Below are 25,887 nucleotides of genomic sequence, written 5' to 3'. Positions count from 1 at the left end.
TAAAAAAGTATGGATATGAAACAAAGAGGGACGGTTAATAACTAATTGCCTTTAAGTACAATTAGTTATTAACCGTCCCATTGTTTTTACTTACTTACTTATTTGAAATACGCCTTAACAAAATCAGGAACGTATGCGTCTTCAATATTTAAATAAGTAATATCCTGACCATTTTTCGCATATAGACCTAAAACATACTGTCCGTCACTATTTTGTGAGTAGTTTGTTAAACAGGTTTCAAGCTTGTTTTTATCAGTAATTTTAAGTGTTTTTACATTTTTGTTTTCTTCCAAAGGAGTAATTCCACCGTTAAGGTTACTAGGATTTCTCTTTTGTATAATAGCATAATCTATATCTTCAGGCATTATTCTAGCCTTAGAATAGTATCCATTTTGTTTTAACCAGTTTTCAAATTCCTTATAGGATCTTTTCCAAGATAAATCTATTCTTTTATCATTTGATAGTAATATATCAATATCTGCCCATGTATCCCTTGAATCTATGATGCTTTCATAAGTTTCATTCAAGGCTTCATTTTTTAAAATTTTTATTGCCTCTTTAATTTTTATTGGATTTGTTATTGTTAATCCATCTTTATTTAAATATCTTGATCCAATTGAAATTTTATCAATGGATTTATAATCAGTATTTAAAATACTGTTATTCATTTTTTTATATTCTTTTGATTCATATATAGGTTTTAGATATTTTCCATACATTTGTTTTGGAATATTATATTGTCTTTTTATTTGTTTTCCATTTTTTAAATTATATAAAATAGCAACTTGCTTATCTGAATTTGAATAGTACTTTAAAGTTTTTTTATCCTCTATAATCTTCTTATGCAAACTTTCAATGTTATTAAGATTTTGTATTTCGGAATAAGCTGGTATTGGGTTGTTCTCCTTATCATTTAAAGGATAGAAGTTATTATCCAGATAGATGCTCTTTATATTTTCTAGAGCAGGAATCCGTCTTTCATATCCAATAATATCAGAATTAATAACAAGTGCGATTAGGGCAATAATACCTGCATACATGAAATACCCCTTCAGATTTCTAAAGATTCTTAGGGATTTAGTTATTATAATTTCTGCAATAATATATCCAATTAGAGAGGCTATAGCATATCCGAGTATTAAAAAGCGGACACCATATTTAGGTCCTCTAAAATACATTCCACCTACTAGCATAAAGCAGAAGGTTATGCCATATTTAAATACAGGCTGTAGATGTTTAAAAGCAACAACATTAGATGCAGCTTCTAAATTTCTTTTGTGGTATGCAAATCTAGCTACAAGGTAAAGAATAATACATAAAATTATATATATAAATATTTCCATTGAAGTCATTGGTCTATTCTCTAGAAATCTTGTAATTGGAGAAAAAAATTCTATCCTATTGCCTATGTAATAGTCACTGGCAATACCATAAATAAAGAATTTAAGATTATAATTAATTAAGGCAGTTAATCCAATCGGTAAAAATAAAAATATATACGTAAGTATTCCCTGTGCAGTTGAAAGTCCTGTGAGCATACCAACCAGAACACTTGAAAGAAAAATAACTATATTAAATAAAATTGTTATTCCAGCCCAGGAAGTGACATTTTTAACCGTATAGTGAATATCTGTAGTGCTTAAATTTAAAGCACCTTTAAGTAATAATGCAGAAAGTGCAGCGATAATTACTGGGACTACAAGAAGCAGTATTCCAATAAATATATGGTTATCATATAACTTTCCCCTTTTTATAGGAAGAGCGTGAATCATATCTACAGATTTTTTGTTTTGTATATATCTAAATAATAGTATAGCAGTTAAAACTGGTATAACTGCTATTGAGGTCATTAACACCCCATTATTAAAAATATTTTGCATTGAGGTAGAAGTCTCTGGATGAGAAGCATTACTAGCATTGATCATTAATATTTTAAAAGGTACTTCGAATAATAAAAATATTGTGTAACATATGCCTATCCAGCCAAATCGCTTTATATCATTTACGAGTATCCCTTTATTAAAGCATGATGTTTTCAATTTCATAGCCAACGTCCCCCATTTCATATATAAATATTTCTTCTAAGGTGAGAGTAAGAACATCCATAATAACAGGATTAAATTTATTAAAGTAATTAATAACATCAGACTTATTTCCTCTAACGATTAGAAGAAGTACTACTCCTCGTTCTTCTCTGTGTAGTATATCAGCACCACTAAAAAGTTCTTCTGGTACTTTATCATTAAAGGCAATTTGTATTTTATGCACATCAGATTTTAACTCATCCAAATCTTTTTCTACTATGAGAGTTCCTTTATGAAGAATTCCTATGTGGTCACATATATCTTCTAATTCTCTTAAATTGTGGGAAGAAATAATAATAGTCATTTCTTTGTCTGCAACATCTTGGATTATTAAGTTTTTAACCTTTTGTCTCATAACTGGATCTAAACCGTCAAGTGGCTCATCTAAAATCATAACCTTAGGCATAGTTGATAGTGCAAGCCAAAAGGCAACTTGTCTTTGCATGCCTTTAGATAAACTATTTATTTTTTTATTTACATCTATATTAAATATTTTTATTAGCTTTTCAAATCTTTCATTGTTCCATGATGGATAAATATTTTTGTAATAGTTAGCCATATTAGTTATTGTATATTGGGAAAAGAAATAAAGAGAATCTGGTATAAATACAGTTTCTGATTTGATTAATACATTCTCAAATACATTTTCACCAGCTATTTGAACTTCTCCATTATCCTGCTTATAGATACCTGCTAAAAGCTTTAAAAGGGTTGTTTTACCGGCGCCATTTGAACCGACAAGGCCATAAATAGAGCCTTTATTAACATTTAAGTTTACATTTTGTAATGCTTCTAAATCACCAAAGGATTTAGAAACATTTTTTACTGAAATCATATTTATTCCTCCTTTTTATTAGTTTGTATTTGTGAAATTATTTTTAAAATATATTCTTTTGTCATCCCCATATACATTGCCTCAGATAGTATTTTTGTTAATTCATTTTCTATTTTCTTTAGTTTTTCAGAATCTGCTACTTGTGCTGAGGGAGTAACGAAACTGCCTTTTCCTTTTATGGAGTGTATATATCCTTGTATTTCTAGTTCTTTATACGCTTTTTGAATAGTATTGGGATTCATAGTAAGCTCCATTGAGATAGTGCGTACAGAAGGTAACTGTTCATTAGGCTTCAATATTTCACTAATTATAAGTTGCTTAAACTTTTCTACAAGTTGTTCGTAAAGGGGCAGACGACTTCTTAAATCTAATTCAAACATCTTATTCCTCCTTTCTTTCTTATTTAAAACTTTAAAGGTATAACATTAGTGTGTCAACTGTATTATTGAACACAATACAGTTATAGTATAAAGGATAAATAATACATTGTAAAGTTATAAATAGTTTAATTCACCGCAAACAATCAAAAATGTATTGTTATTCACTAATATATATGGTAAGATACATTTATAATAACTGGTTAATACCAGTTATTATTGAGATTAAACTAGATAACAACATATCCTCTTTTTAGAATATAATTGTTAATCGGTTGTTAGATCTTAATATTTGAAAAAGGAGGAATATTTAAAATGGCAGATAAAACTTTAGTTTGTAAAGACTGTGGTAAAGACTTCGTGTTCACTGAAGGCGAACAAGAATTCTACAAAGAAAAAGGATTCGACAATGAACCTCAAAGATGTGTTGATTGCAGAAGAGCAAGAAAACAACAAAATGACAGAGGATTCAGAAACTAGTAAAAAACGTATTATTAACCCTATAGGATTAAACCTATAGGGTTTATTTTTTTGTAGAAAATTATAAAATATATGTTTCCAATAGTGGTATATATAGTATACTAATTATTGAAGAATAATATAATAATCATTAGGGAGTGGGGCTAAATGATTAAAAAGAAAAGTAAAAATTGGTACAAGAAAATAGTAGTGAATGTTTTTGAAAATTCTAAGGAAGCAATATTAATTACAGATGCAGAAACTCGTATTAGATATGTAAACAAAGCTTTTTTACATATTACAGGGTATAAAGAAGCAGAAGTTTTAAATGTAAAAACCTCAGCCTTTAAATCAGGAAAGCATGACGGTAAATTTTATAGAAAAATGTGGCAAACTATAGAAGTCTATGGAAATTGGCAGGGTGAAATCTGGGACAGAAAGAAAACTGGAGAAATTTATCCTAAGTGGTTAAACATACTACAAATAAAAGGTGATAATGATAAGGATATGCAATATGTAGGTATATTTGAAGACTTAACTTTATTAAAAGAAAGGGAAGAAAGGATTAATATTCTAAAAAATTATGATGGGCTTACTTCACTTCCTAATTTATCTTTAATGAAAGAGTTAATCAGTGAAAAAATCAGTGAAAATTCTAATAAGAAAGATTATAAATATAGTTTAGTATCATTAACAATTACAAATTACGATATTGTAAAGGCTGGTTTAGGCCTAAAAAAGGCTGATTGCTTAATAATAACTACACTAAAAAGAATAAAAGGTCATATGAAGGATAATTTTGTTATAGGTTCTCCAGGGAAAAATGAATTTATGATTCTTTTAGAATATAGTAAAAGTGATAATAATATATTGGAGTTTGTTAATAATGTATTAAATGAATTCAAAAATCCTTTTGTAATAGAGGACCTAGAAATATATGTTCAATTAGCTATAGGAGTTGCAAGCTATGATAATTATTTAGATACTGTAGAATTAACAATTGAAAATGCTAATATAGCAAAGGCATGTGCAGCAGAGGAAACAGAGAGTAGTGTTCAATTTTATAAGACTGATCTTAAGGAAAAGTATTTAGAAAATATTAAAATGAAACATCTACTAAGCGGAGCATTAGAAAGAGGTGAGTTATATTTAACTTATCAACCTCAAGTGGATTTGGAATCTGAGGAAATAGTGGCAGCAGAGGCTTTAATAAGATGGAAAAGCCCAGAACTCGGAAATATATCACCAGTTAGATTTATTCCTATTGCCGAAAAAACAGGACTTATTCTGCCAATTGGTGAATGGGTATTAGATGAAGCTTTAAGGCAAAATAAAAATTGGACCGATGAGAAGCTTAAACCTATTTTAATGTCAGTAAATATTTCTCCTGTGCAATTTAAAAAAGTGGATATTTTTAAAATGATACAAGATAAGTTAAAGAAGTATGACTTATTAGGTGAATCACTAGAAATAGAGGTTACAGAGGGATTACTACTAGGTAATGATCTGGATTTAATGGCACAGCTCAATAGCCTTAATAATATTGGGGTAAGACTTGTGATGGACGATTTTGGTACAGGGTATTCTTCTTTAAGCTATTTAAGAAAATTTAAATTTGATAAGATAAAAATAGATAGAGAATTTATTAAAGATTATCCGGAAGATGATGATGGTACTATAGCAAAAACAATTATAAATTTATCTAAAAGTTTAGAAATTAAAGTTATAGCAGAGGGTGCAGAAACAGAGGAACAAATTGATTTTTTAAGGGGAAATAAATGTGACCAAATTCAAGGGTATTATTTTAGCCCTCCAGTTTTGCCCGAGAAATTTGAAAAAATGCTTAGAAAAGAGCATTTTAAGGAAAAATAGTAAGTAAGGAAAACATCAAACACTTAAATGATTTAAGTGTTTGGTGTTTTTAATATATCAGCCTCACGGGTTATGATTTAAGGCATTTTATTTAAATTTTCAATTATCTTAATTGTAGTATTTTCCTATATTTTATTGCACTTTGAATTGTTAAAAAATTTAACGATTTCCCACCAACCAGTAGAAGCAGCACCAAGGATGCAGGCTAGTATAGCGGTTTTAAAATTCAGCGCTACAGTTTTAAAAATAGGATGAGCAGCTGGAATATACACTATTGAAAATAACATTACCAAGGCTAAACTATTAATGTAAAATCTAGCTTTGCTACCTTTGTCCTTGAAAACACTAATTAGATACTTAGTGTTGGATCTATTAACTAAGACTAAAATTACATTTCCGACTATCAAGCTCATTAAAGAAAAAGTTCTTGCATAGTCTGCACTTAGACCTGAATCAACCATATAGTGGAAAGGTAAAAATGCTGCTAAAAACATTGTTGTACCTTGTAATAAAACTTTTTTTGTTAATGTTCTTGTTAGTAGAGGTTCATCCGGCAAGCGAGGAGGCTCCTCCATTATATAATCTTCTGCTGGTTCACCCTCAAAAACTATAGAGCAGGTTGGATCCAAAATTAACTCTAAAAGTACAATATGAACAGGTAACAATATTTGTGGTAAGTTAAAAATAGGTGAAAATAATGCTAAGGCCATAATGGGAATATGAATTATCATTATATATACCATAGCTTTGCGAATGTTATCAAAAACCCTCCTTCCATCTTCTATGGAATGAACTATAGTTGTGAAATTATCATCCATTAGAATCATATCGGCGGCTTCTTTCGCAACCTCTGTTCCTCTTTTGCCCATTGCAATACCTATATTAGCATTTTTTAGGGCTGGGGCATCATTTACGCCATCGCCGGTCATTGCAACAATTTCACCATTCTTTTTAAGTGCCTTAACTATCTTCATTTTATGTTCTGGAATTACTCTTGAGAAAATATCACAATGCTTCACTGCCTCGCAAAGTTCATCGCCAGTCATAGCATCAATTTCATCTCCAGTAATAGCAGAGTCATTAAAATTAAGACCTATTTCATTTCCTATGGCTATAGCTGTTTTAGAATAATCTCCTGTTATCATCATTACTCTTACTCCAGCTTTTTTACATATATTTATAGCATCTTGTACGCCTTCTTTCGGTGGATCTTGAAGTCCGATTAATCCCTTAAAACATAAACTATACTGTTCTAAATCATCCTTAAGAGTACAAGTTACTAAATCTGCCAGGGCAATAACTCTTAAGCCTTTGCTAGCCATATTATCGATAATATTTAAAACTTTTGTTTCTTCATTTGGACCTAAATTGCATAGTGGTAATGTAGTTTCTGGGGAACCTTTAGCTGCTATATAATAGGTATTATTTTCTTTATAAATGTTTGCCATTCTTTTGGTTTTAGAATCAAAAGTAAATTTTTTAGCTAGCTCAAGATTGTAAAGTTCATTTACATCTGTTTTATCATTGCCAGCTGCAACGATTGCTTTTTCCATAGGATCATAGGGATCCTTTTCGCAAGCTAAAACTAAAAGCTTAGCTAAATCTTTATCCTGAAGTTTATCTGGGTCTATAAATTCATTGCTATATATAGCTTTTGCCCTCATAATGTTTTGTGTGATTGTTCCTGTTTTATCGACGCAAAGAACGGTGGTAGAACCTAAAGTTTCCACAGCAGGTATGCTGCGAATTAAGGTGTTCTTTTTAGCTAACCTAAATGCACCTAGGGATAAGAATATTGTAAGTACCATGGGGAACTCCTCTGGAATAATGGCCATAGCCAAGGTTACACCATCTAATATACTCTTAACAAACTCACCAGTATGCATATAGGAAAAAACTATTACTATAATGCATAAAATAAAACCAGCAATAGCTAATGTTTTTACTAAATGAGATACCTTCTTTTGAAGAGGAGAGGGTTCCTGCTTTGTTTCACTTATAGTTTTTCCTATTTTACCATATTCTGTTTCAAAGCCTATTGTCTTTACTCTAGCAGTACATTTCCCAAAATTAGACAAAGTACCTGCATATAAATGATCTTGTTTCCAGTATTCATTTGAGTAATCTATAGCTCCAGTAGGCACCTTATATACAGGTTCGCTTTCTCCAGTAAGGGAAGATTCATCCACTGAGAAATTTGATTCTTCGACCACTTCACAATCTGCTGGAATACGATCTCCCTCTGATAAAAAAATTATATCAGAGGGTACAAGCTCGCAACTTTTGATTACTTGTTTTTTTTCATCCCTAAGGGCTATAACATGGGGCGAGGTCAAATCTTTTAAAGCATCCATAGTTTTTTCAGTTTTCCATTCCTGAACAAAAGTTATAGTTGCTACAAAAACAACAAAAATAAGCATTATACTACCTTCGCGAGGTTCACCTAATATAAAATATAAGGTTGCTGCTCCTGCTAATAATAAAAACATAGGCTCTTTGAATACACTTAAAAATTTCATTATGGGATTAGACTTTTTAACTTTCACAAGCTCATTAAAACCATATTTTTCTCTAAGAGTTTTTACCTCGACCTTACTCAAACCCTTTAATGAATTATTTTGCATTTATTACACCTCATTATCAATTAATAACTAATACATTAATTATTATATGCTATAAACATAGAAATGTTAAGCAGTTTTGAATAATATTATACAAGAAAATATTATCAATTGAGAATCAAATATAGTTATTAATGGGAATTAATTGTGAATAACATGCATTAACATATGATAGTCCTTATTAATTATCACTTTCAGTGCTAGTTTTTTTGCCATATGTACCAAATTAATAAAAATTGAAGTTTTGCTTGGACCTATCTGTTTAATGGACATTTGCTGAACTAAATATCCTATAACAGAATGCAAATTATATTTAGCGTAATATTTTGTATGTTTATTAAGCCTTACGAATTATCCACTTTTCAAAAGAGGCACTTTTATACACATATTTATCAGTATCTCGGATTTAACCATAGCTATATTAACTGTTATAAGAAAAATACGAAAAATAAGAATACCAAATTTTAATATTCTTATTTTCGTATTTTAGTTTAACAAAGTCTTATTTACAAATGTAAAAATGTTAATTAAGGAATTCAGTAATACCAAGTATTATTAGCAATATACCTGAAAATAATGGTGCATATTTACCTAGAATTTCACCTAACATATGATCACCTATAGCTACACCAAATTTAATTGTAAGGATACTTAATATAAATGTAGATATGACTGTTAATTTAATACTAACTCCTGTTATACTTGCAGCTACTCCGGTTCCTAAATTGTTAAAGGTTAATCCTAATGCTAAAACGAAAGCCTCTTTCATATCTATATCACCAGAGTTATCTAAATCTGATTTTTCAGCATAATTAATCATATCAGTAATGTTTTTTAAGGCGAGCTCCTTTGACTTGGTTTTATTTGCAAATTTTATTATGCTCTGGATTACAAAATATACTCCCAAGGTAATAATAACTATAGCACCTAAAGCATTAGCTACAGAGTGAGGTAAAAATTTTGATATATATACTCCAACGAGCATTGATAAAAGTGTTCCTATAGATGATACAATTGCTATTATAAGATTTGCAATTTTCCCTATCTTTACTTTCTTTATTCCGTAAGCTATTCCTACAACTGCATTATCTAGGTTATTGGATAAGCTAAATGATAATGCTGATAAAATTAATGCCATATATGTTCTCTCCTTTTATTAGTTATATTTCAATATATGGGTTGTAAACTTATATGGTGATTAAGCTATACTGGAAAACTTATTTAACAGTTAATGATAGAAAGTATCTGTGTGAAATGAAGATAACGGTTTTCAATTGATAACATTAATTGGAAACTGTTGAAAATCATTGACATACTTTAGTTTTACGCATAGTATAAAAGTATAAGATTAAAACTAATTGGGAATAATAATTTAATATTCTTGTTAGGTGAGGTTACTGTATAGAAATATGCTACTGCCCAGAAACGTCGAGAGACGCCAATGGGTCAGCAGGTACTACCGGATTAAGGTTTTACCTAATGTAGCTGACAACTTTCATAGATAATATGAATGATTATGTTCTACGCTTTACAGTGCTAAAACTCAACGAGTGGAGAAGGCATTATTTGATTCGTATTGAATCTCTTCACTTGTTGTGGAGAGATTTTATTCTTTTAATGACATTTTAGAAGGAGAGTATCCCACTTCTATAAGTGGAAGTTACATACTATAACAAAGAAAAAACTTCAGTGGGAGTCTAAATATCCGTCAAGAAGTCAGTGATATTGCAGCTTCGCAGAAGATGATTTAAGGAGGTGATTGGCATGGATGATGGCCCTGCGGATAGTGATTTAATAAACGAATTTAAGGGATTTTATATCCTCACCATAGCCAACTACTATTTAAAAGGTGTTTTTTATTAAATAGATATTAGCTATGGTAGAAGTATAAGTTTATTTAGATTACTACGAGATGTGTTAATTCATAATACAAATCATAGGAGGTTTTAAAATGAAACATACAGTGAATTTTATTAAAAGAAAATTTGGACTATTTGATATTATAATATTTGCATCAATAATAGCATTATTGTATATTTTAGTGTCACCAAATAGCAACCATGCTTCAACCGGCCAAAACGTGGTAATTTCAACAAGTTTATCAAAACTTCCAATTTATGCGCTTAAGTCAGTTGGAAGGATGACAGTAGCATATATTTTATCATTGATATTTACATTTATATACGGATATATGGCTGCCCATAATGAAAAGGCAGAGAAGGTTCTGGTACCTATACTTGATATTTTGCAATCAATCCCTGTACTTTCATTCTTACCAGCTGTTGTTTTGGGATTAGTTGCAGTATTCCCTCATAGTAATATAGGAATTGAAATTGCTTCAATTATTTTGATTTTTACCGGGCAGGTATGGAATATGACCTTCAGCTTTTATCATTCAATTAAGAATATTCCAAGAGATTTAAAAGAAGCAACTGAAGTTTTTCAATTAAGTAAATGGCAACAATTTAAAACCCTGGAACTTCCATTTTCAGCTATAGGTCTCGTTTGGAATAGCATGATGTCTTGGGCTGGTGGTTGGTTCTTTTTAATGGCATGTGAAATGTTTACCTTAAAGGGTAGAAATTTTAGACTTGAGGGTTTAGGATCTTACCTTCAAACAGCAGCTAATCAGGGAGATACAAAAGCACTTTTATGGGGAGTATTTACATTAATAATGGTAATTGTACTGCTAAATGAATTGGTTTGGAAACCTGTAATTGTATGGGCTGATAAATTTAAAGTAGAACTTACCGGAAATGATGAAAAATCCCATTCCTTCATTCTTACAATGATAAGACGTTCAGTGATTATTGAATTTATATCAGAAAAGGTATTTAGCAAAATTAACTTTTTTGTTAATAATATTATTGAAAATTTAATAGAAAGATTTAGTAATGAAAAATATTTGAAGGTTGGTATTTTAGGGAAATTTATAAGCTTAATAGTACGAATTGTAATAGGTATTTTACTTTGTTATTCGTTATTTAACGCTTTAAAACTTATAGCTACCGTTTCTACGAGTGAACTTGCCAAACTGCTTCCAGCAGTAGGAGCTTCATTATTAAGAGTACTTGCTGCACAAGTTATAGCACTTATATGGACAGTACCAGTTGGAGTTGCTATAGGGATGAATAAAAAGTTAGCAAATATATTTCAACCGATTATCCAAGTTATAGCATCAGTTCCAGCTACAGCACTATTTCCTGTAGTACTAGGCTTCTTTATGAGTGCTGTTGGTGGATTAAGTATAGCATCAGTCTTTCTAATGTTAATGGGAACACAATGGTATATATTGTTTAATGTAATTGCAGGAGCAATGGCAATACCAGATGATTTGATATCAGCTAGTAAGACTTTTGGACTTAAAGGCTTTAAGAAGTGGAAGACACTAATACTACCAGCAATATTTCCTTATCTCATAACTGGAATGATTACAGCTACAGGTGGATGCTGGAATGCCAGTATAGTATCTGAATATGTGGATTTTGGTAACAAAACATTTAGCACTATTGGACTTGGTGCATTAATATCAGATGCAACTAATAAAGGAGATTTTCCAATGCTTATTCTTAGTACAATTGTTATGTGTATAGTGGTAGTTGCATTCAATAAGTTGATTTGGAAACCGTTGTATAAATTAGCAGAAGTGAAGTATAAAATAGAACTATAGTAAGATAGAAAGAGGTGTTAGTAATGCAAAAGGTAAAAGAGTTTATTAAAGTGAATGGAATAACTAAATATTTTGGGGGTTCGGATAAACCTACTATTGAAAATATAAATATAGATATTAATGAAGGGGACTTTGTTGGAATACTCGGACCATCTGGTTCTGGTAAATCCACTATATTAAGAACAATAACAGGTCTAATTCAACCTGATAAAGGTGAAGTTTTATTTGATGGTAAAAGAGTTAACGGCGTTAATCCCTATGCATCTATAGTATTTCAAACCTTTGCTTTATATCCATGGCTAACTGTACTTGAAAATGTAGAACTTGGGCTTAAAGCTAAAGAATTTCCTAAAGAATATACAAGAGAGAAAGCAGAAGATTTAATAAATCTTATAGGACTAGATGGATTTGAAGAGGCTTATCCTAAAGAACTATCAGGTGGTATGAGACAAAGAGTTGGATTTGCTAGGGCACTCGCCGTTGAGCCTAAACTTCTGTGTTTGGACGAACCTTTTTCTGCACTAGATTTTTTAACGGCTGAAAATTTAAGAACTGAACTTATAGATTTATGGACAGATAAAAGAATGCCAATGAAAAGTGTGATAATGATAACTCACAATATTGAAGAGGCAGTACTTATGGCTAATAAAATAATAATACTTAGTAAAAATCCTGCAAGGGTAATTGCAGAATTAAAGGTAGACCTTCCTCACCCAAGAAATAGGAAGTCTCCTGAATTTGAAAGTATTGTAGATAATATCTATAAGATTTTGACCAGTGGGAAATTAGAAGAAAAGATTGAAGACAAAGAAGTAACTGAAGCTATAAATGAAAATAAAGAAAAACCTGTTCTAATACCAAAAGCTCCTATAGGAGTTATGTCAGGTCTTCTTGAACTTATTGACGATAATGATGGCAAAATGGATATCTATCAGCTTGGACGTGATTTAATGATGGAAAGTGATGATTTACTTCCAAATATTGAAGGTACATGTATGCTTAATTTCGCTGAGATAAAAGAGGGAGATATAATTATTACAACACTTGGAAAAGAATTCGTTGAAGCTGATATAGAAGATAGTAAAACCATATTTAAGAACCAAATTAAAAATATTTCAACGTTTAGAGTTATTGAAAATGTGTTAAATAGTAAGAGAAATAAGACTATGAAAGAAGAATTTTTTAAGGAATTATTTATGCAGCATTTTTCAACTTATGAAGTAGAAAATACAATGGTTTCAATAATTGATTGGGGTAGGTATGCAGAGGTATTTAATTACGATCATGACTCCGAAGAATTATTTTTAGAAAATGAGGATAATGACGGTTATATCAATTAGTATTAAATAGTGGGCTACTAGCTCACTATTTAATTATATAGCGAAAGTGGTCTTACAAAGCCATTTGCAATAGAAGGACTATTGGCAAGAATTAGAATGTATCATCATATAATGAAATTTAATATTTTTTAAATAATATCAATTAGATAATGAGAATAATATTTTACTTTATATTATTCTCATATTAATTTATGTTGCATAAAATTGTTGATTTTTTAACATATAAAAACACCCCATCAAATGGACTTTACAACTATTCTTTAGCTGTGTCCATTTCATGGGGTGAAGTTACTATTTAACATGTATTAAGTAGAAATTAATGTTTTTATCTCCCCAGCCTAAATCCCAAGGCACATGATATCGGTCAATAGTATGAGTATTAACAAGAGGATAGCCATGAGAATCAAAGCCAGTAACCATTGCAAAATGATCTATATCATTACCTTTGGCATAACATATAAGATCACCTATATCCAATTTTTGTACTGCTCCACATGGATAGCCCGGAAGGGGAGAAATTAATTCCTTAAATGTCCCTTTTCCTAGTAATTTTCCTCTACCACTATAAAGCAAATAATTTTTAAAGGCATCAGCATTAACCCAGGCTGAGCTTCCATCAGCTCCATCATATTTTTTGTAAGTACAGTTCCAAGTGCCATCAAATCTTAGACCACCACCTTCTTTATCTCCCATGGATTGAGATACGTAATTGGTGCAATTTCCACCAATGCCGGTATAGTTTGTGTATCTTTTATTATATTTTGTTGAATTTCCACTTGCCCACGGTATCCCACAGTATTTGTCCGCATATTTAACAGCATTTATTTTGTTATAACGACCATTGGTAACAGTCTTGTGTTCGGATGGTATTTTAGGACAATTTTCAAGTTTATAAATAGGCTTTTTATCAGCATTAAGTTTGACGTCTTTTATTTCTCCTAAATAAGATTTTAATGCATCTTCAAAGCAATCTAAATACCAATCAGAATAAATTATCCATTTTCCTTCTTTTTTTATCAGTTCCATAGAGTGTGTTAATCCTACTCCAAAAATATTTGTAGTGGGCGCTATATCATTTTTGTAATTATACTGAAATTTATAATATTCATCCACCAACAAGCGAAAACCTCTTTTGGTACTAGTTATTTTTCTAACTTTGGGAGTAGATTCAACTTTTATAAAATTCATACCTCTTTGAGTTGACCAATCATTAAAATAACTAAATCTTTTCACCTCATGTTCTAAACTCCATTTTCCAAGCTTTTGAGAGGTATCATAATAATTAGGGAGATTAGCAAGATCTCTAGTAATAAACATTGAGCAACGTTGTTTATAAATATTTTCGATTACTTTTGTAATTTCAGTTTTATCAGAATCTACTAAAGCTATTGTAGAAATAGCCATATCTTTATTGGTGTGAAAATTATCCGGTTTATAGAAAAATAAACACAACAATAAAATAAAAGGGAAAATGATAATAGAAATACGAATTCGGTGAATATTTTTTCTCATGAATTGATATACCTCCAATCTTTTTAAAGCAATATTAAAATAAGCACTAATTTAGTATTCCACATTAATAAGATTTCTTGCAAAACTAAAAAAAAATTAATTTGAAATATTGGAAAATTATTCATCAAAATAAAGTTATCTAATATACTTAATAATGGCAATTAATTTTTGTGAGGTAGGATATGTATGGCAAATAGGGATATAACAAATGAAGTCCTTAATACTTCTTTACCTGTAGTTGCGGAGATAACAATATATACGGTAATGTCTATTTTCGATTTAATGATGATTGGAAGATATGGCGGGAATATAGCAGTAAGTGCTGTGGGGTTAAGTAATAATTTAACAAATGCATTTATAAATATATTTATTTCAGGAGGATTTTGTATAAGTATTGTTTCAATAGTTTCTAGACTGGTAGGTGCAAAGCAGTATAAAATTGCTGAAAAATTAGCGGCGATAGGATTGATTTTAGGTGTTGGATTTTGTTTAATTATTACAGCTTTTATTTTCATCTTTGGAAAAGAGCTTCTTTATATACTTGGAGCTAGGAATAAAATTTTAGAAATAGGATATTCATTTATAAGAATTAACTCTATAGCTATGTTTTTTTGTATGAATATGAGGCTTTTAAATTCAATTTTAATAGGGTACGGAAACACTTTTATACCATTCGTATGTTCCTTAATTGTAATTTTTTTTAAAATGATTTTTAATTATTTGTTGATTTTTGGTATTGTGTTTAAAGCAAGGGGGATAGAAGGATTGGCTATAGCTTCTATAATTGCTTATTTATGTGGATTTGTTTTTTCATTTTATTATACTGTTTTCAAGGCGGAAATTAAGTTTAAACCTTTTTTTGTTTTCAGCATTAATTTTAAAGATGTGAAAAAGATATTAACACTTGCTATTCCTTGTTCATTGGAAGAAGCAGTTTTTAGCATTAGCAAATTGATGTGCGTTGCCATTATAATTCATTCTGGCAGTGTTTCATTTGCAGCTGATGAAATAGCTAATATGATAGAAGGAATTTCAGTTATGCCCAGTGCTGGATTTGGCATCGCAATTATTACTTTAGTAGGACAAAATATAGGGAAAAAAGATTATAAAAAAGCAAAAAAAATTGCTTACAATTGTGTTTTTTATGCTGTATTTATGATGAGTATATTTGCAATAATATTCTTATTTATGTCCAACATTCTGGTAAAGTTTTTTGTGAATGGAAATGAAAAGAGAGTTGCTTATTTAGCAGGGAAATGTCTTGCAATCGGAGCAGTAGAGCAACCATTTATAGGTATATCGCTAGTCTTCGCTGGTGCATTAAAAGGGTTAGGAGACGTTAAGAGTCCGTTTTTTATTTGTTGTTTTACAAGCTGGATTATAAGATTACCACTAACATATTATTTTATTTATATTTTAAAATATCCAATTACAGCGGTATGGTGGATTACAGCGCTACAATGGGGAATTGATGCATTGATTATGTTTATCCTTTTTAAATACAGATTTAGTAAATTATCAAAAAAGTCAATAAGGCTGTAGATAACAAAAATTATATTATTGACGCTTCAGGTGAAAAAACTTTATTACTTAAAGAAGGCAGAGACGAAGCAGTAGGGGTTATAGCATTTATTTTAGTAGTCGGTGATTCAAAAAAAGAAGTGCAGAAACATTGAAATTCCATTTAGTAGTTCTTATATTGGCAAAAGATTAGAATTATTTAATGGAATTTCACGTTTCAAGCTCTTATTTTGAGTAACGCCGCAGAAAGTTTATACAGATGAACTCTTATTTTTATTTATAATATCTATTAAAATCTTCATTCTCTCATGGATATTTAGTTCTATGTTATCACGTGTATAATGAAAATCAAATGGATCTAATAAATAACTATGAGTTATTCCAAACACTTTTTTATCTTCCTTAATACCTTTCTCAAGTATTTCTGAAAGCTTTTTAATATTAAAGTATTCGAGTCTTAACTCTTCATTTTCATTTTGTGCGTAAACTGGTAAAGAAGTTAACATGTTATTTCGCACTTTATATTCTGGTCTATGAATATTGTTAGATTCATACTTTATAGGAGTTAACTCTTTTAATATTTTTGCTGTATTATCGTCTATTGAAAAATATCCTCCACGAAAAGCCTCAATAGGGTCAATTCCTAGTTTTAAAATATATTCGTAACAATGCTTTATAATAAGTTTTTGCTGATCATAAGAGTAGTATGATATTAAATCTTCATCACTTTTTATAAATGGACAAAGCTTTTCAATATGTTCTGGCAAATTATTTGGATGGATATGAAGGCCAAATATAACCTTATAATTATTTTTTATCTTTTCTACCAGATTTAGTTCATTCATCATTTCCGCAAAAAATGGAGTTATAAATAAAAGCGTATATATATTATTATCGGAATTTAGCTTTAATAGTCTTTCTAAATTCATTACATTGTTTTTTAAGTTTTTATCGAAATTGTATCCTTCACAATCTATAGTTAAAATAAAATCAAAATTTGGATTTTTTATATACTCATCTAAAAAACATTTCATAAATTAACACAACCTCCTAAGATAATATTGCAAACTTGCGATTTGCATTGTATAATCAGATTATAGCAAGCAACAACTTAATTATACAATGCAGATTGTTACTTGTCAAAAAGTTAGTAACAATCGGGGTCACACTGCTTCACAATACAATTTAAAGATAAACACTTTCAAATTTTAAACGACATTTCAGAATATAATTCAATTATTGTTACATCTAATTTTCAAATAAATTTAAAAATAAGCAGGTTAATGGTGTTATTTTTAAAATAACAACTATTTTGGTGCTGCAATTTTTTGAAAACCAATAATGAAATAAAAACAGATAAGTATTAGGAGAGATAATAATTAATAATTGTTATCTACACTAAAGAAAGACGGGGAGGATGATAATATTGAAAACTATAGGTTTTCCAAGAATGCACAAAGAAATAAATGAAAAAAGAGATTTTTTGCCATCATTTTTTGAGTTACTTCAAGAGGGAAAAGTACAAATATTTCTTGAAGAAGGATATGGCTCGGCTTTAGGTTATACAGAAGAAGATTATTTAAAGAAGAATAATACAATACAATTTGTATCTAACAAAGAATCTTATGAAAAAGATATAGTTGTAGTTTTAAGATCTCCAGAATTTGAGGAAATTGATTATATGAAAGAAGGAAGTACTTTATTAAGTATGCTCCATTATCCAACTAGAGCTACCAGAGTAGAAAAGCTTAAAGAAAAAGGCATATTTGCTGTTTCTATGGATTCTATTAGAAATGATTTTTCGGAAAGAATTGTTGTAGATTATGAGGGAACTTCAGGAAATGGAATTAATGCAGCATTTACTGAGCTGGCAAAAAACTATAAAAATAATTGTATTGAAGAAAGAAAACCTATAATTGTGAGTATAATGGGAATGGGACGGGTTGGTTTAACAGCAGCAAGACTGGCAGGGAAATATGGGAATAACAAAGCAAATGAGGATATACTTAAGGGAAAAACTAAAGGTGTTCTTGTTAAGATGCTACCTAGAAATATAACTGATGATAAAAAACATATGATAGAAATCCTAAAAAATACGGATATTTTAGTAGATGCAACTACTAGGGATGATGCAACAGAGTATATTGTCAGCAATGAATTATTAGAACATTTAAAGGAGCATTCTATAATTTTAGATTTAACATCAGATCCATATTTAACAGATATTTATCCTATGCAGGTAAAGGCAATAGAAGGAATACCGCATGGAACACTGGATAAAATTATTATTTATCCTGGTGATGATGAGTATAGTAATATACCAAAGTGTTTCAAATCACTTAATCAAAGAACAGTAGTAAGTTGTAATGCATGGCCGGGAGTTAACCCAAAAGGCTGCATGGATTTATATGGTAAACAGCTTATATATATTGCACAAAATCTTATAGGATATTCTGTTAATGATTTTAATTTATATAATAGTGACTATTTTAATAGAGCAATATACAGAGGAACTATTGAATATTTTGAAGAAAGTTTAATTGGCTATGGGGATGAAATAGCAGATGTGGTAATGTAATAAAAGCTATTGAATGCAGGTAGCATTCAATAGCTTTTATTATTTGATTTAGTTTAAAGGGGTAATTTACAAAAAACTTTTTACTTATAACAAATGTTAGCGAATCCATCAATACAAGTCACGAGCTCTCCTATTTCCGGTTTGCTCAGCTGTGCATTTGCACCAACAGATTCTCCCTTATGTTTCAAATCACCTGTAATTAATGATGAGAATAGTATAACTGGCAATGCTTTAAGAATATTATGTTCTTTAATTTTTCTTGTCAAAGTATGACCATCCATTTGGGGCATTTCAATGTCGGTTATAAGTACATTGACATCTTCAATAAATTTTTCGTTTTTTTCTTGAGCTAAATTTAATAAATAATCTAAAACTTGCTTTCCATCATCAAATATTTTTAAGTTATTGAAGCCAGCTTTAATAAGGGTATCCTTTAATAATTTTCTGATTAATGGAGAATCATCAGCTAAAACAAGTTTAACCTTAGATCTATCTTTACAAGCTATATCAAGAATTTTATCCTCAGTAATCCCTGTAGAAGGGCTGATATCAGTAACTATTTTTTCGAAATCCAGCAATAATATTATTTTATTGTCTAAAATAATATTTCCGATAACTAGTGAATTGATAGAGATGTCATCAGGCTTAGTTATTTCTTCCCATTGAATACGATGGACACCTACAATATTATCAATACTAAATGCTACTTCAATTTTGTTAAATTGACAAAGAATAATTTTTGCCTCGATTTCATTTTTATGCTGCTTTTCCAAAACATATTTTAAGTCTATTAAGGTTATGATTTTATTTCTATATAATGTAAGTCCTGCTATGGCAGGATGTGATTCAGGGAGTTTCGTTAAGTTGGTTGTGTGGATTACCTCTTTAACTTTTATAATATTAATTGCATAGTGTTTATTGTTTATGATGAATTCTAGTATTTCGAGTTCGCCAGTTCCAGATTCTAATAGTATATTATTACTCATATTTTTCCTCACTTTCAAATAGATATAAACATAGCATTGTATTAAAAATATTTATACTTATATTTCGAACAAAATGTCCATAACTTTACTTTTAAATGTTAAAATAAAACTTTAAGGAATAAGTCAAATTTAAAAATAGTAAAACAGAATATAAAAGTGAAATTTTACAGTAAAATATGGTAAACTATATAGTATGTAATAAAATGTTAACGGCATTATTTAGAGGGTGAAGTAAAATTGATATTAAATGGCGGATGGATAGAAACTACAGAAGGCATGCACACATTTATATTGTGGGGCGAGAGTGGAGAGACTAAGTGCACAAGACTAGGTAGAAAACCTAAAAATGCACTTCCACTATATGAAAAAATGGCTTCAGTTGTAGAATTGCGTAGCAAAACAAATAATTCAGCAATAGACATAAAACATGGGAAATATAAATATGATGCAATAAAAAAGGAGCTTTTCAAGAGAGAAATTAGAGGTATTGCTTTTAATAATTTAGATGCATTTAATATGATTTTGAATATAGAAAGAAATTGCACGAATCAGGTAGAGTTATCAGGGGAAATAAAGTTTTGGATTACAGTGGCAAAGTTTACTGCTGAGCTAATTATAAAGCATAAATATTTACCTTCTTTAACCATCGATAGAGCAAAGAATAAAGTGAATTCTCAGTGGAGATGGCACACAAGCGACCCTGAGTATATTGAAAAAAAGAAAGGTTTATGCAGCAATATGCCTACAGAGTGTAAGGCATATTTTCATTTAGATGATCAGCAATTCATATACACAAATAGTACTAAACTGGTAAGTAATTTTATGGATTCTATGATTGACAGTATGGTAAGAAGCAGTTGTAGCGAAATAAACAAAGATAATGCTTACTTAGAGTATGATTTTAATAACTTAAGTAGTACTTGGATGCATTCTCTTTTTTCAGAATTGCCTGAGATACCAATAGACACAAGTGACCAGATTAAAATGCTAAATGAGTATAAGAAATGGATAGAACCAATAAAAATCAAAAACAATAATTTTAAATTTCGTACATGTTTCAAAGTTATTCCACCTACAAGAGAAGAGGATTGGACAATTGAATATTTGCTTCAAGCAAAGGATGATCTTAGCCTTGTGCTACCAGCAAAAATGATTTTTGAAGAATCTGTGGATACAATAACTTATTTAAATAAAAAATTTAATAATCCCCAAGAAAGGCTTCTAGAGGATTTAGCAATTGCATCAAAAGTATTTATTCCTATTGAAAGGAGTCTTTATGATGCAGTACCCATAGAGTGCAAGCTATCTATGGAGGAAGCCTATTCATTTTTAAGAGAATCAGCTTGTTTTTTGAAAGAAAAAGGATTTGGTATTATTGCACCAGCTTGGTGGAAAAAACCTTCAAGGATCTCTGTTAAACTAAAGGATAAAAAGCACATTGCAAATACTAATTTAGCAGTAAAGAGTACATTTAATATGGATACTATTCTTGAATATGACTGGAAATTGGCATTAAATGGGAATGAGATAAGTGAGAAAGAATTTGAAAAAATTTCAAATTTAAAAATACCATTTATTCAATTAAGGGGTCAGTGGGTACAGGTTGATATACATCAAATTAAAACACTTTCCAAGATGAAAATGAATAAGGGGTTAAATGGGAAGATTCCTGTCGGAGAATTATTAAGGCTCAACTTAAGTGATGAGGAAATAATTCCAGGAGTTACTCTTGATAATATAGATAATCAAGAAGCTGTGGGACATTTTTTTGAAAAATTATTTAATTTGAATAATATAGAAGAAGTTGATATCCCATTAGGATTTAGAGGTACTCTTCGTGAATACCAAAAAAGAGGGTTTTACTGGTTAACTTTTTTGCGAAATCATGGTATAGGAGCATGCCTTGCTGATGATATGGGGCTTGGAAAAACTGTACAAAGCATATGCCTTATGCTTTATGAGAGAGAAAAGAGGTTAACGGATAAACCTACTTTAATAATATGTCCTACGTCTGTTGTGGGAAATTGGGAAAAAGAAATTGAAAAGTTTGCACCTAATCTTAAATCAGCAATCCATCACGGAAATAGTAGGTGGAGTTATGAAACTTTTAGCGAGGAAATACATAAAAATGAGGTTGTGATTACAACCTATGCGCTAATAGTAAGAGATAAGGAGTTATTCCAAAAGGAAGAATGGGCAGGAATTATATTAGATGAAGCTCAAAATATTAAGAGTAGTGAGTCCAAACAAACTCAATATATAAAAAAACTAAAAGCAGAATATAAGGTTGCATTAACAGGAACGCCAGTTGAAAATAGACTTTCAGATTTGTGGTCTATTATGGATTTTTTAAATAAAGGATATCTATATAATTGGTCAACATTTAGGAGTGAATTTGCAGTTCCTATAGAGAGGGATGGAGATCCTAAAAAAAGTAATAAACTAAAAAAAATAATTGCCCCGTTTGTACTACGAAGACTGAAAACTGATACAAACATTATCAAAGATTTGCCAGAAAAAATAGAGACTAAGGAATATGCATCTTTAACAAAGGAACAGGCTACTTTATATCAAGCTGTGGTAAATGATTGCATAAATAAAATTGATGAATCAGAAGGTATTCAGCGTAGGGGCCTTATTATTTCATCATTAACAAAGTTCAAGCAAATATGTAATCACCCTGTGCAATTTTTAAAGGACGATGGCGACATTGAAGGACGCTCTGGAAAACTTGAAAGGCTTCTAGAAATGTTGGAAATTGTTATAGAAGAAGGGGATAGGTCGCTTGTATTTACGCAGTTTGCAGAAATGGGATATATTTTAAAATCAGAGATCGGGAGAAAACTAGGGGTAAGAACACTATTTTTACATGGTGGAACCAGCAGAAAGAAAAGAGAAGAACTAATTAATATTTTTCAAGATGAGAGTAATGAGCCTATGGTATTTATATTATCTTTAAAGGCTGGTGGACTTGGGCTAAACCTAACGAAGGCTAATCATGTATTTCATTTTGATAGATGGTGGAATCCTGCTGTAGAAAATCAAGCAACAGATAGGGCCTTTAGAATAGGGCAACTTAAGAATGTTCATGTTCATAAATTTATATGTATGGGAACTCTTGAGGAAAAAATTGATGTTATGCTAGAAAAGAAACAGGCACTTGCTGAAAGTGTAGTTTCAACAAATGAAAATTGGATATCAGAGATGAGCAATGAGGAGCTTCACGAACTCTTTACATTAGAGCAGGGCAACAAAGATTATAATTGACAGATAACATCGAAGATGATAACACGAAAGGTGATAATTAGTAATTGTTACCTAAACATAGATATTGGCAAGGAGATGGAAACCTGTGGCTGGAAGAATAAGAAATGAATTTGGTAGCAATTGGTGGTCTAAAAAATGGAATAATGCAATTTCGAGCTTTACTATAAGTTCTAGAGTTGACAGCGGACGAGAATATGCAAGAGGTGGAAATGTACTGAGCATAGAAGTTTCAAAGGGAGAAATTGAGGCAGAAGTTCAGGGCAGTAGCTTAACACCTTATAAAGTGAGTATGGAGCTTGATAGTTTTTCGAAGCAGGAATGGGAAAAAATCATGAAGATTATGTCACAAAAAGCTATATTTTGCGCTAAACTTTTAAATGGAGAAATGCCTGAAAATATAGAGGAAGCTTTTAAAGAAGCCGGAGTTTCTCTTTTTCCTAAAAAACAAATACATTTAGTAACTCAGTGTTCATGTGACGACGTTGCAAATCCATGTAAACATATTGCGGCAGTTCATTATATGCTTGGGATTGAGTTTGATAAGGATCCATTTGTAATTTTGAAACTGAGGGGTATGGACAAAGAACAATTTCTGCAAGCTTTGAGAACTTTAAGAAGTGGTAATGAAGGTGAAAAGGTTAAACGAAAAGCAAAAATACACCGTAGGTCAAGAAAAACTATCGAAGATTTAAAAAGAGAATTTGAAAATTTAAGTAAAATAGATGATAAGGTATCAAACATGACATTTTCTTATGCAACACCCGAAGTTAAGCATGGAGTTATAAAAACGTTGGGCATTCCAGACTTTTGCACAAGCACAGATGAATTTAAGTGCAAAATGGCGACTGCATATACTAGCACAGAAGAGGAGACTAGAAAGTATATACATGGAAATTGAAAAATGATTAATAATCACTATCAAATAGGCCCAGCTACAAGGAGATAAATTATATGAAAAAACTTTTAAAGTTAACTAAAGGAAATAGATTATTATATATTGCAGCAATAATTTCTATAGCAGTAGCTACTTTCATAGCAATGCTGGAGCCTATGGTTATAAAAGTAACAATAGATTCAATAATAGGAAATAAACCAATGGACGTTCCTTTACCTATGCAAAAATTGGTTATGCTATTAGGTGGCACAGGTGTTCTTTCGAGAAATCTATGGATATGTGCTTTGGGTCTTGTAATACTAACATGTATAAGAGGGGTTTTCTTATTCTTAAGAGGAAATCTTTCTGCTCGTGCAGCTGAAAATATTGCAAGAAATATGAGAGTTAAGCTGTATGATCATATTCAGAATTTGCCATATGGATATCATGTAAAAGCAGAATCAGGTGATCTTATTCAAAGATGTACGTCAGATGTAGATACCGTTAGAAAATTCTTTGCGACGCAAATGGTGGAAATAGGAAGAGCATTTTTTATAGTAACATTTGCAATTTTAATGATGTTATCACTTAATAAAAAGATGACGGTTATTGCCATGATGATAGTACCAATTATATTTATATTTTCATATGTGTTCTTTTATAAAATAAAGGACACTTTTGAAAACTCAGATGCACAAGAGGGGGTACTAACCTCAGTACTTCAAGAAAATTTAAGCGGAGTCCGCGTGGTAAAAGCTTTTGGAAGGCAAAAGTTTGAAATTGAAAAATATGAAAAAGAGAATATGAAATATAGAGATTTAAATTACAAATTAGTAAAGCTACATTCAATTTATTGGTCTACATCAGACATACTTTGTATGACTCAAATTGGTCTAGTTTTAGTAGCGGGCATATATTTTGCAGTTAATGGAGAAATAAGTTTGGGCAGCTTGGTGGTATTTAACACATATGAAGGAATGTTATTATGGCCAGTAAGGCAGCTGGGTAGAATTCTTTCAGATATGGGAAAAATGTCAGTTTCTCTTAAGAGAATAACGAATATTCTTGAAGCACACGTGGAACAGGAATATGGAAAAGCTCTTAAGCCACAAATTAAAGGTGATATAAGCTTTGAAAACGTAAAATTTGAATACGAGAAAGATAATGAAATTTTAAGAGATATAACTTTTTCGATAAAGAAAGGCGAAACAGTGGCTATTGTTGGACCAACAGGTTCAGGTAAATCATCGTTAGTACATCTGTTATTGAGACTTTATGACTACAATAGTGGATCTATAAAGATTGATGGAGTAGAGCTTAAGGATATTGAAAGAAAGCATATGAGAAGTAATGTTGGAATAGTGCTTCAGGAGCCTTTTCTTTATTCAAGAACTATAAAGGAAAATATCAAAATGGCAAAGAGAGACTCTGAAGATATAGAAATCCATGATGCAGCTACAGTAGCTGATGTGCATAATGTTATATCTTCTTTTGAAAAGGGTTATGACACTATTGTAGGAGAAAAGGGTGTTACCTTGTCAGGAGGACAAAGGCAAAGGGTTGCCATAGCAAGGACACTTATAAACAATATGCCTATATTGATATTTGATGATTCCCTAAGTGCGGTGGACACTGAGACTGATAGAGTTATAAGGCAAAAAATTAAAAAGAAAAGTGAAAATAATACTACCTTCATAATCTCTCACAGAATTTCTACAGTTATGGCTGCGGATAAAATTATTGTAATAAATCATGGAAAGATTGAAGACATAGGAACCCATGAAATACTCATTAAAAAAGATGGTATCTATAAAAGAATATGGGATATACAGACATCACTTGATTCTATAAAGGATGAGAAGCAGGTGCTTAATGAGTAAAAGGCAGGTGA

General features: G+C 30.5%; 17 protein-coding genes and 1 riboswitch. Of the genes, 9 read left to right on the top strand and 8 right to left on the bottom strand.

The window, feature by feature from the left end; translation table 11 throughout:
• Positions 1–98 precede the first annotated feature (98 nt).
• The 3 genes from ACWJJ7_RS08310 to ACWJJ7_RS08300 are packed head-to-tail and all read right to left on the bottom strand — an operon-like array spanning position 99 to position 3,299.
• Complete coding sequence (locus ACWJJ7_RS08310; protein WP_462964771.1) at positions 99–2,045, bottom strand: DUF6449 domain-containing protein; 1,947 nt, start codon at positions 2,043–2,045, stop codon at positions 99–101.
• Positions 2,020–2,919: an ABC transporter ATP-binding protein gene (locus tag ACWJJ7_RS08305; RefSeq protein ID WP_462964770.1), complete on the bottom strand. Its 900-nt coding sequence runs from the start codon at positions 2,917–2,919 to the stop codon at positions 2,020–2,022. Before ACWJJ7_RS08305 ends, ACWJJ7_RS08310 begins: the two co-directional genes overlap by 26 nt.
• A 2-nt stretch (positions 2,920–2,921) precedes the next feature.
• Complete coding sequence (locus tag ACWJJ7_RS08300) at positions 2,922–3,299, bottom strand: GntR family transcriptional regulator (protein ID WP_462964769.1); 378 nt, start codon at positions 3,297–3,299, stop codon at positions 2,922–2,924.
• A 312-nt stretch (positions 3,300–3,611) separates the two neighbouring features.
• Between ACWJJ7_RS08300 and ACWJJ7_RS08295 the strand changes: the two genes are divergently transcribed.
• The gene (locus ACWJJ7_RS08295) at positions 3,612–3,776 is read left to right on the top strand and encodes a zinc-ribbon domain-containing protein (protein WP_165413014.1); all 165 of its coding nucleotides are present in this window, start codon (positions 3,612–3,614) and stop codon (positions 3,774–3,776) included.
• Between the two features lie 147 nt (positions 3,777–3,923).
• A complete protein-coding gene (locus ACWJJ7_RS08290) occupies positions 3,924–5,627 on the top strand; it encodes a putative bifunctional diguanylate cyclase/phosphodiesterase (RefSeq protein WP_462964768.1) in 1,704 nt (567 codons plus the stop codon).
• Positions 5,628–5,752: 125 nt separating this feature from the next.
• Here the strand turns inward: ACWJJ7_RS08290 and ACWJJ7_RS08285 are convergent, their stop codons facing one another.
• A complete protein-coding gene (locus tag ACWJJ7_RS08285; protein WP_462964767.1) occupies positions 5,753–8,251 on the bottom strand; it encodes a cation-translocating P-type ATPase in 2,499 nt (832 codons plus the stop codon).
• A 520-nt stretch (positions 8,252–8,771) separates the two neighbouring features.
• Complete coding sequence (gene ytaF / locus ACWJJ7_RS08280; protein ID WP_462964766.1) at positions 8,772–9,386, bottom strand: sporulation membrane protein YtaF; 615 nt, start codon at positions 9,384–9,386, stop codon at positions 8,772–8,774.
• A 235-nt stretch (positions 9,387–9,621) separates the two neighbouring features.
• A riboswitch (M-box (ykoK) riboswitch) is annotated at positions 9,622–9,811 on the top strand.
• Positions 9,812–10,199: 388 nt separating this feature from the next.
• On the opposite strand from ytaF, the gene ACWJJ7_RS08275 reads away from it, so the two are divergent.
• Both ACWJJ7_RS08275 and ACWJJ7_RS08270 read left to right on the top strand, forming a co-directional pair.
• Entirely contained in the window at positions 10,200–11,918 is a 1,719-nt protein-coding gene (locus tag ACWJJ7_RS08275) for an ABC transporter permease (protein ID WP_462964765.1), read from the top strand.
• 23 nt (positions 11,919–11,941) lie between these two features.
• Positions 11,942–13,258: an ABC transporter ATP-binding protein gene (locus ACWJJ7_RS08270; protein WP_462964764.1), complete on the top strand. Its 1,317-nt coding sequence runs from the start codon at positions 11,942–11,944 to the stop codon at positions 13,256–13,258.
• A gap of 291 nt (positions 13,259–13,549) precedes the next feature.
• On the opposite strand, the gene ACWJJ7_RS08265 is transcribed toward ACWJJ7_RS08270, so the two are convergent.
• The gene (locus ACWJJ7_RS08265) at positions 13,550–14,770 is read right to left on the bottom strand and encodes an amidase domain-containing protein (protein WP_462964763.1); all 1,221 of its coding nucleotides are present in this window, start codon (positions 14,768–14,770) and stop codon (positions 13,550–13,552) included.
• 186 nt (positions 14,771–14,956) lie between these two features.
• Between ACWJJ7_RS08265 and ACWJJ7_RS08260 the strand changes: the two genes are divergently transcribed.
• A complete protein-coding gene (locus ACWJJ7_RS08260) occupies positions 14,957–16,312 on the top strand; it encodes an MATE family efflux transporter (RefSeq protein ID WP_462964762.1) in 1,356 nt (451 codons plus the stop codon).
• 230 nt (positions 16,313–16,542) lie between these two features.
• Here ACWJJ7_RS08260 and ACWJJ7_RS08255 read toward each other — a convergent pair whose 3' ends face one another.
• A complete protein-coding gene (locus ACWJJ7_RS08255) occupies positions 16,543–17,325 on the bottom strand; it encodes a hypothetical protein (RefSeq protein ID WP_462964761.1) in 783 nt (260 codons plus the stop codon).
• A 392-nt stretch (positions 17,326–17,717) separates the two neighbouring features.
• On the opposite strand from ACWJJ7_RS08255, the gene ACWJJ7_RS08250 reads away from it, so the two are divergent.
• Positions 17,718–18,869, top strand: a complete 1,152-nt coding sequence (locus tag ACWJJ7_RS08250; protein ID WP_462964760.1) for a Rossmann-fold NAD(P)-binding domain-containing protein — start codon at positions 17,718–17,720, stop codon at positions 18,867–18,869.
• An 80-nt stretch (positions 18,870–18,949) separates the two neighbouring features.
• Here the strand turns inward: ACWJJ7_RS08250 and ACWJJ7_RS08245 are convergent, their stop codons facing one another.
• On the bottom strand, positions 18,950–19,855 hold the full coding sequence (locus tag ACWJJ7_RS08245; protein WP_462964759.1) for a chemotaxis protein: 906 nt from the start codon (positions 19,853–19,855) through the stop codon (positions 18,950–18,952).
• Between the two features lie 237 nt (positions 19,856–20,092).
• On the opposite strand from ACWJJ7_RS08245, the gene ACWJJ7_RS08240 reads away from it, so the two are divergent.
• From ACWJJ7_RS08240 to ACWJJ7_RS08230, 3 genes are all read left to right on the top strand, one after another.
• Positions 20,093–23,122, top strand: coding sequence for a DEAD/DEAH box helicase (locus ACWJJ7_RS08240; protein ID WP_462964758.1), 3,030 nt, complete (start codon positions 20,093–20,095; stop codon positions 23,120–23,122).
• 85 nt (positions 23,123–23,207) lie between these two features.
• Positions 23,208–24,020, top strand: a complete 813-nt coding sequence (locus ACWJJ7_RS08235) for an SWIM zinc finger family protein (RefSeq protein ID WP_462964757.1) — start codon at positions 23,208–23,210, stop codon at positions 24,018–24,020.
• Positions 24,021–24,073: 53 nt separating this feature from the next.
• Positions 24,074–25,876, top strand: a complete 1,803-nt coding sequence (locus ACWJJ7_RS08230; protein WP_462964756.1) for an ABC transporter ATP-binding protein — start codon at positions 24,074–24,076, stop codon at positions 25,874–25,876.
• Positions 25,877–25,887 lie beyond the last annotated feature (11 nt).

This window comes from Clostridium sp. CM042 (assembly GCF_055080995.1).
Note: the sequence above shows the minus strand (reverse complement) of the source record. Positions and strands in the feature narration are given on the sequence as shown.

What these genes read in the sequence shown, in the direction of transcription:
- ACWJJ7_RS08310 (WP_462964771.1), bottom strand. Translation starts at nt 2,045, where the DNA reads ATGAAATTGAAAACATCATGCTTTAATAAAGGGATACTCGTAAATGAT.
- ACWJJ7_RS08305 (WP_462964770.1), bottom strand. Translation starts at nt 2,919, where the DNA reads ATGATTTCAGTAAAAAATGTTTCTAAATCCTTTGGTGATTTAGAAGCA.
- ACWJJ7_RS08300 (WP_462964769.1), bottom strand. Translation starts at nt 3,299, where the DNA reads ATGTTTGAATTAGATTTAAGAAGTCGTCTGCCCCTTTACGAACAACTT.
- ACWJJ7_RS08295 (WP_165413014.1), top strand. Translation starts at nt 3,612, where the DNA reads ATGGCAGATAAAACTTTAGTTTGTAAAGACTGTGGTAAAGACTTCGTG.
- ACWJJ7_RS08290 (WP_462964768.1), top strand. Translation starts at nt 3,924, where the DNA reads ATGATTAAAAAGAAAAGTAAAAATTGGTACAAGAAAATAGTAGTGAAT.
- ACWJJ7_RS08285 (WP_462964767.1), bottom strand. Translation starts at nt 8,251, where the DNA reads ATGCAAAATAATTCATTAAAGGGTTTGAGTAAGGTCGAGGTAAAAACT.
- ytaF (WP_462964766.1), bottom strand. Translation starts at nt 9,386, where the DNA reads ATGGCATTAATTTTATCAGCATTATCATTTAGCTTATCCAATAACCTA.
- ACWJJ7_RS08275 (WP_462964765.1), top strand. Translation starts at nt 10,200, where the DNA reads ATGAAACATACAGTGAATTTTATTAAAAGAAAATTTGGACTATTTGAT.
- ACWJJ7_RS08270 (WP_462964764.1), top strand. Translation starts at nt 11,942, where the DNA reads ATGCAAAAGGTAAAAGAGTTTATTAAAGTGAATGGAATAACTAAATAT.
- ACWJJ7_RS08265 (WP_462964763.1), bottom strand. Translation starts at nt 14,770, where the DNA reads ATGAGAAAAAATATTCACCGAATTCGTATTTCTATTATCATTTTCCCT.
- ACWJJ7_RS08260 (WP_462964762.1), top strand. Translation starts at nt 14,957, where the DNA reads ATGGCAAATAGGGATATAACAAATGAAGTCCTTAATACTTCTTTACCT.
- ACWJJ7_RS08255 (WP_462964761.1), bottom strand. Translation starts at nt 17,325, where the DNA reads ATGAAATGTTTTTTAGATGAGTATATAAAAAATCCAAATTTTGATTTT.
- ACWJJ7_RS08245 (WP_462964759.1), bottom strand. Translation starts at nt 19,855, where the DNA reads ATGAGTAATAATATACTATTAGAATCTGGAACTGGCGAACTCGAAATA.
- ACWJJ7_RS08230 (WP_462964756.1), top strand. Translation starts at nt 24,074, where the DNA reads ATGAAAAAACTTTTAAAGTTAACTAAAGGAAATAGATTATTATATATT.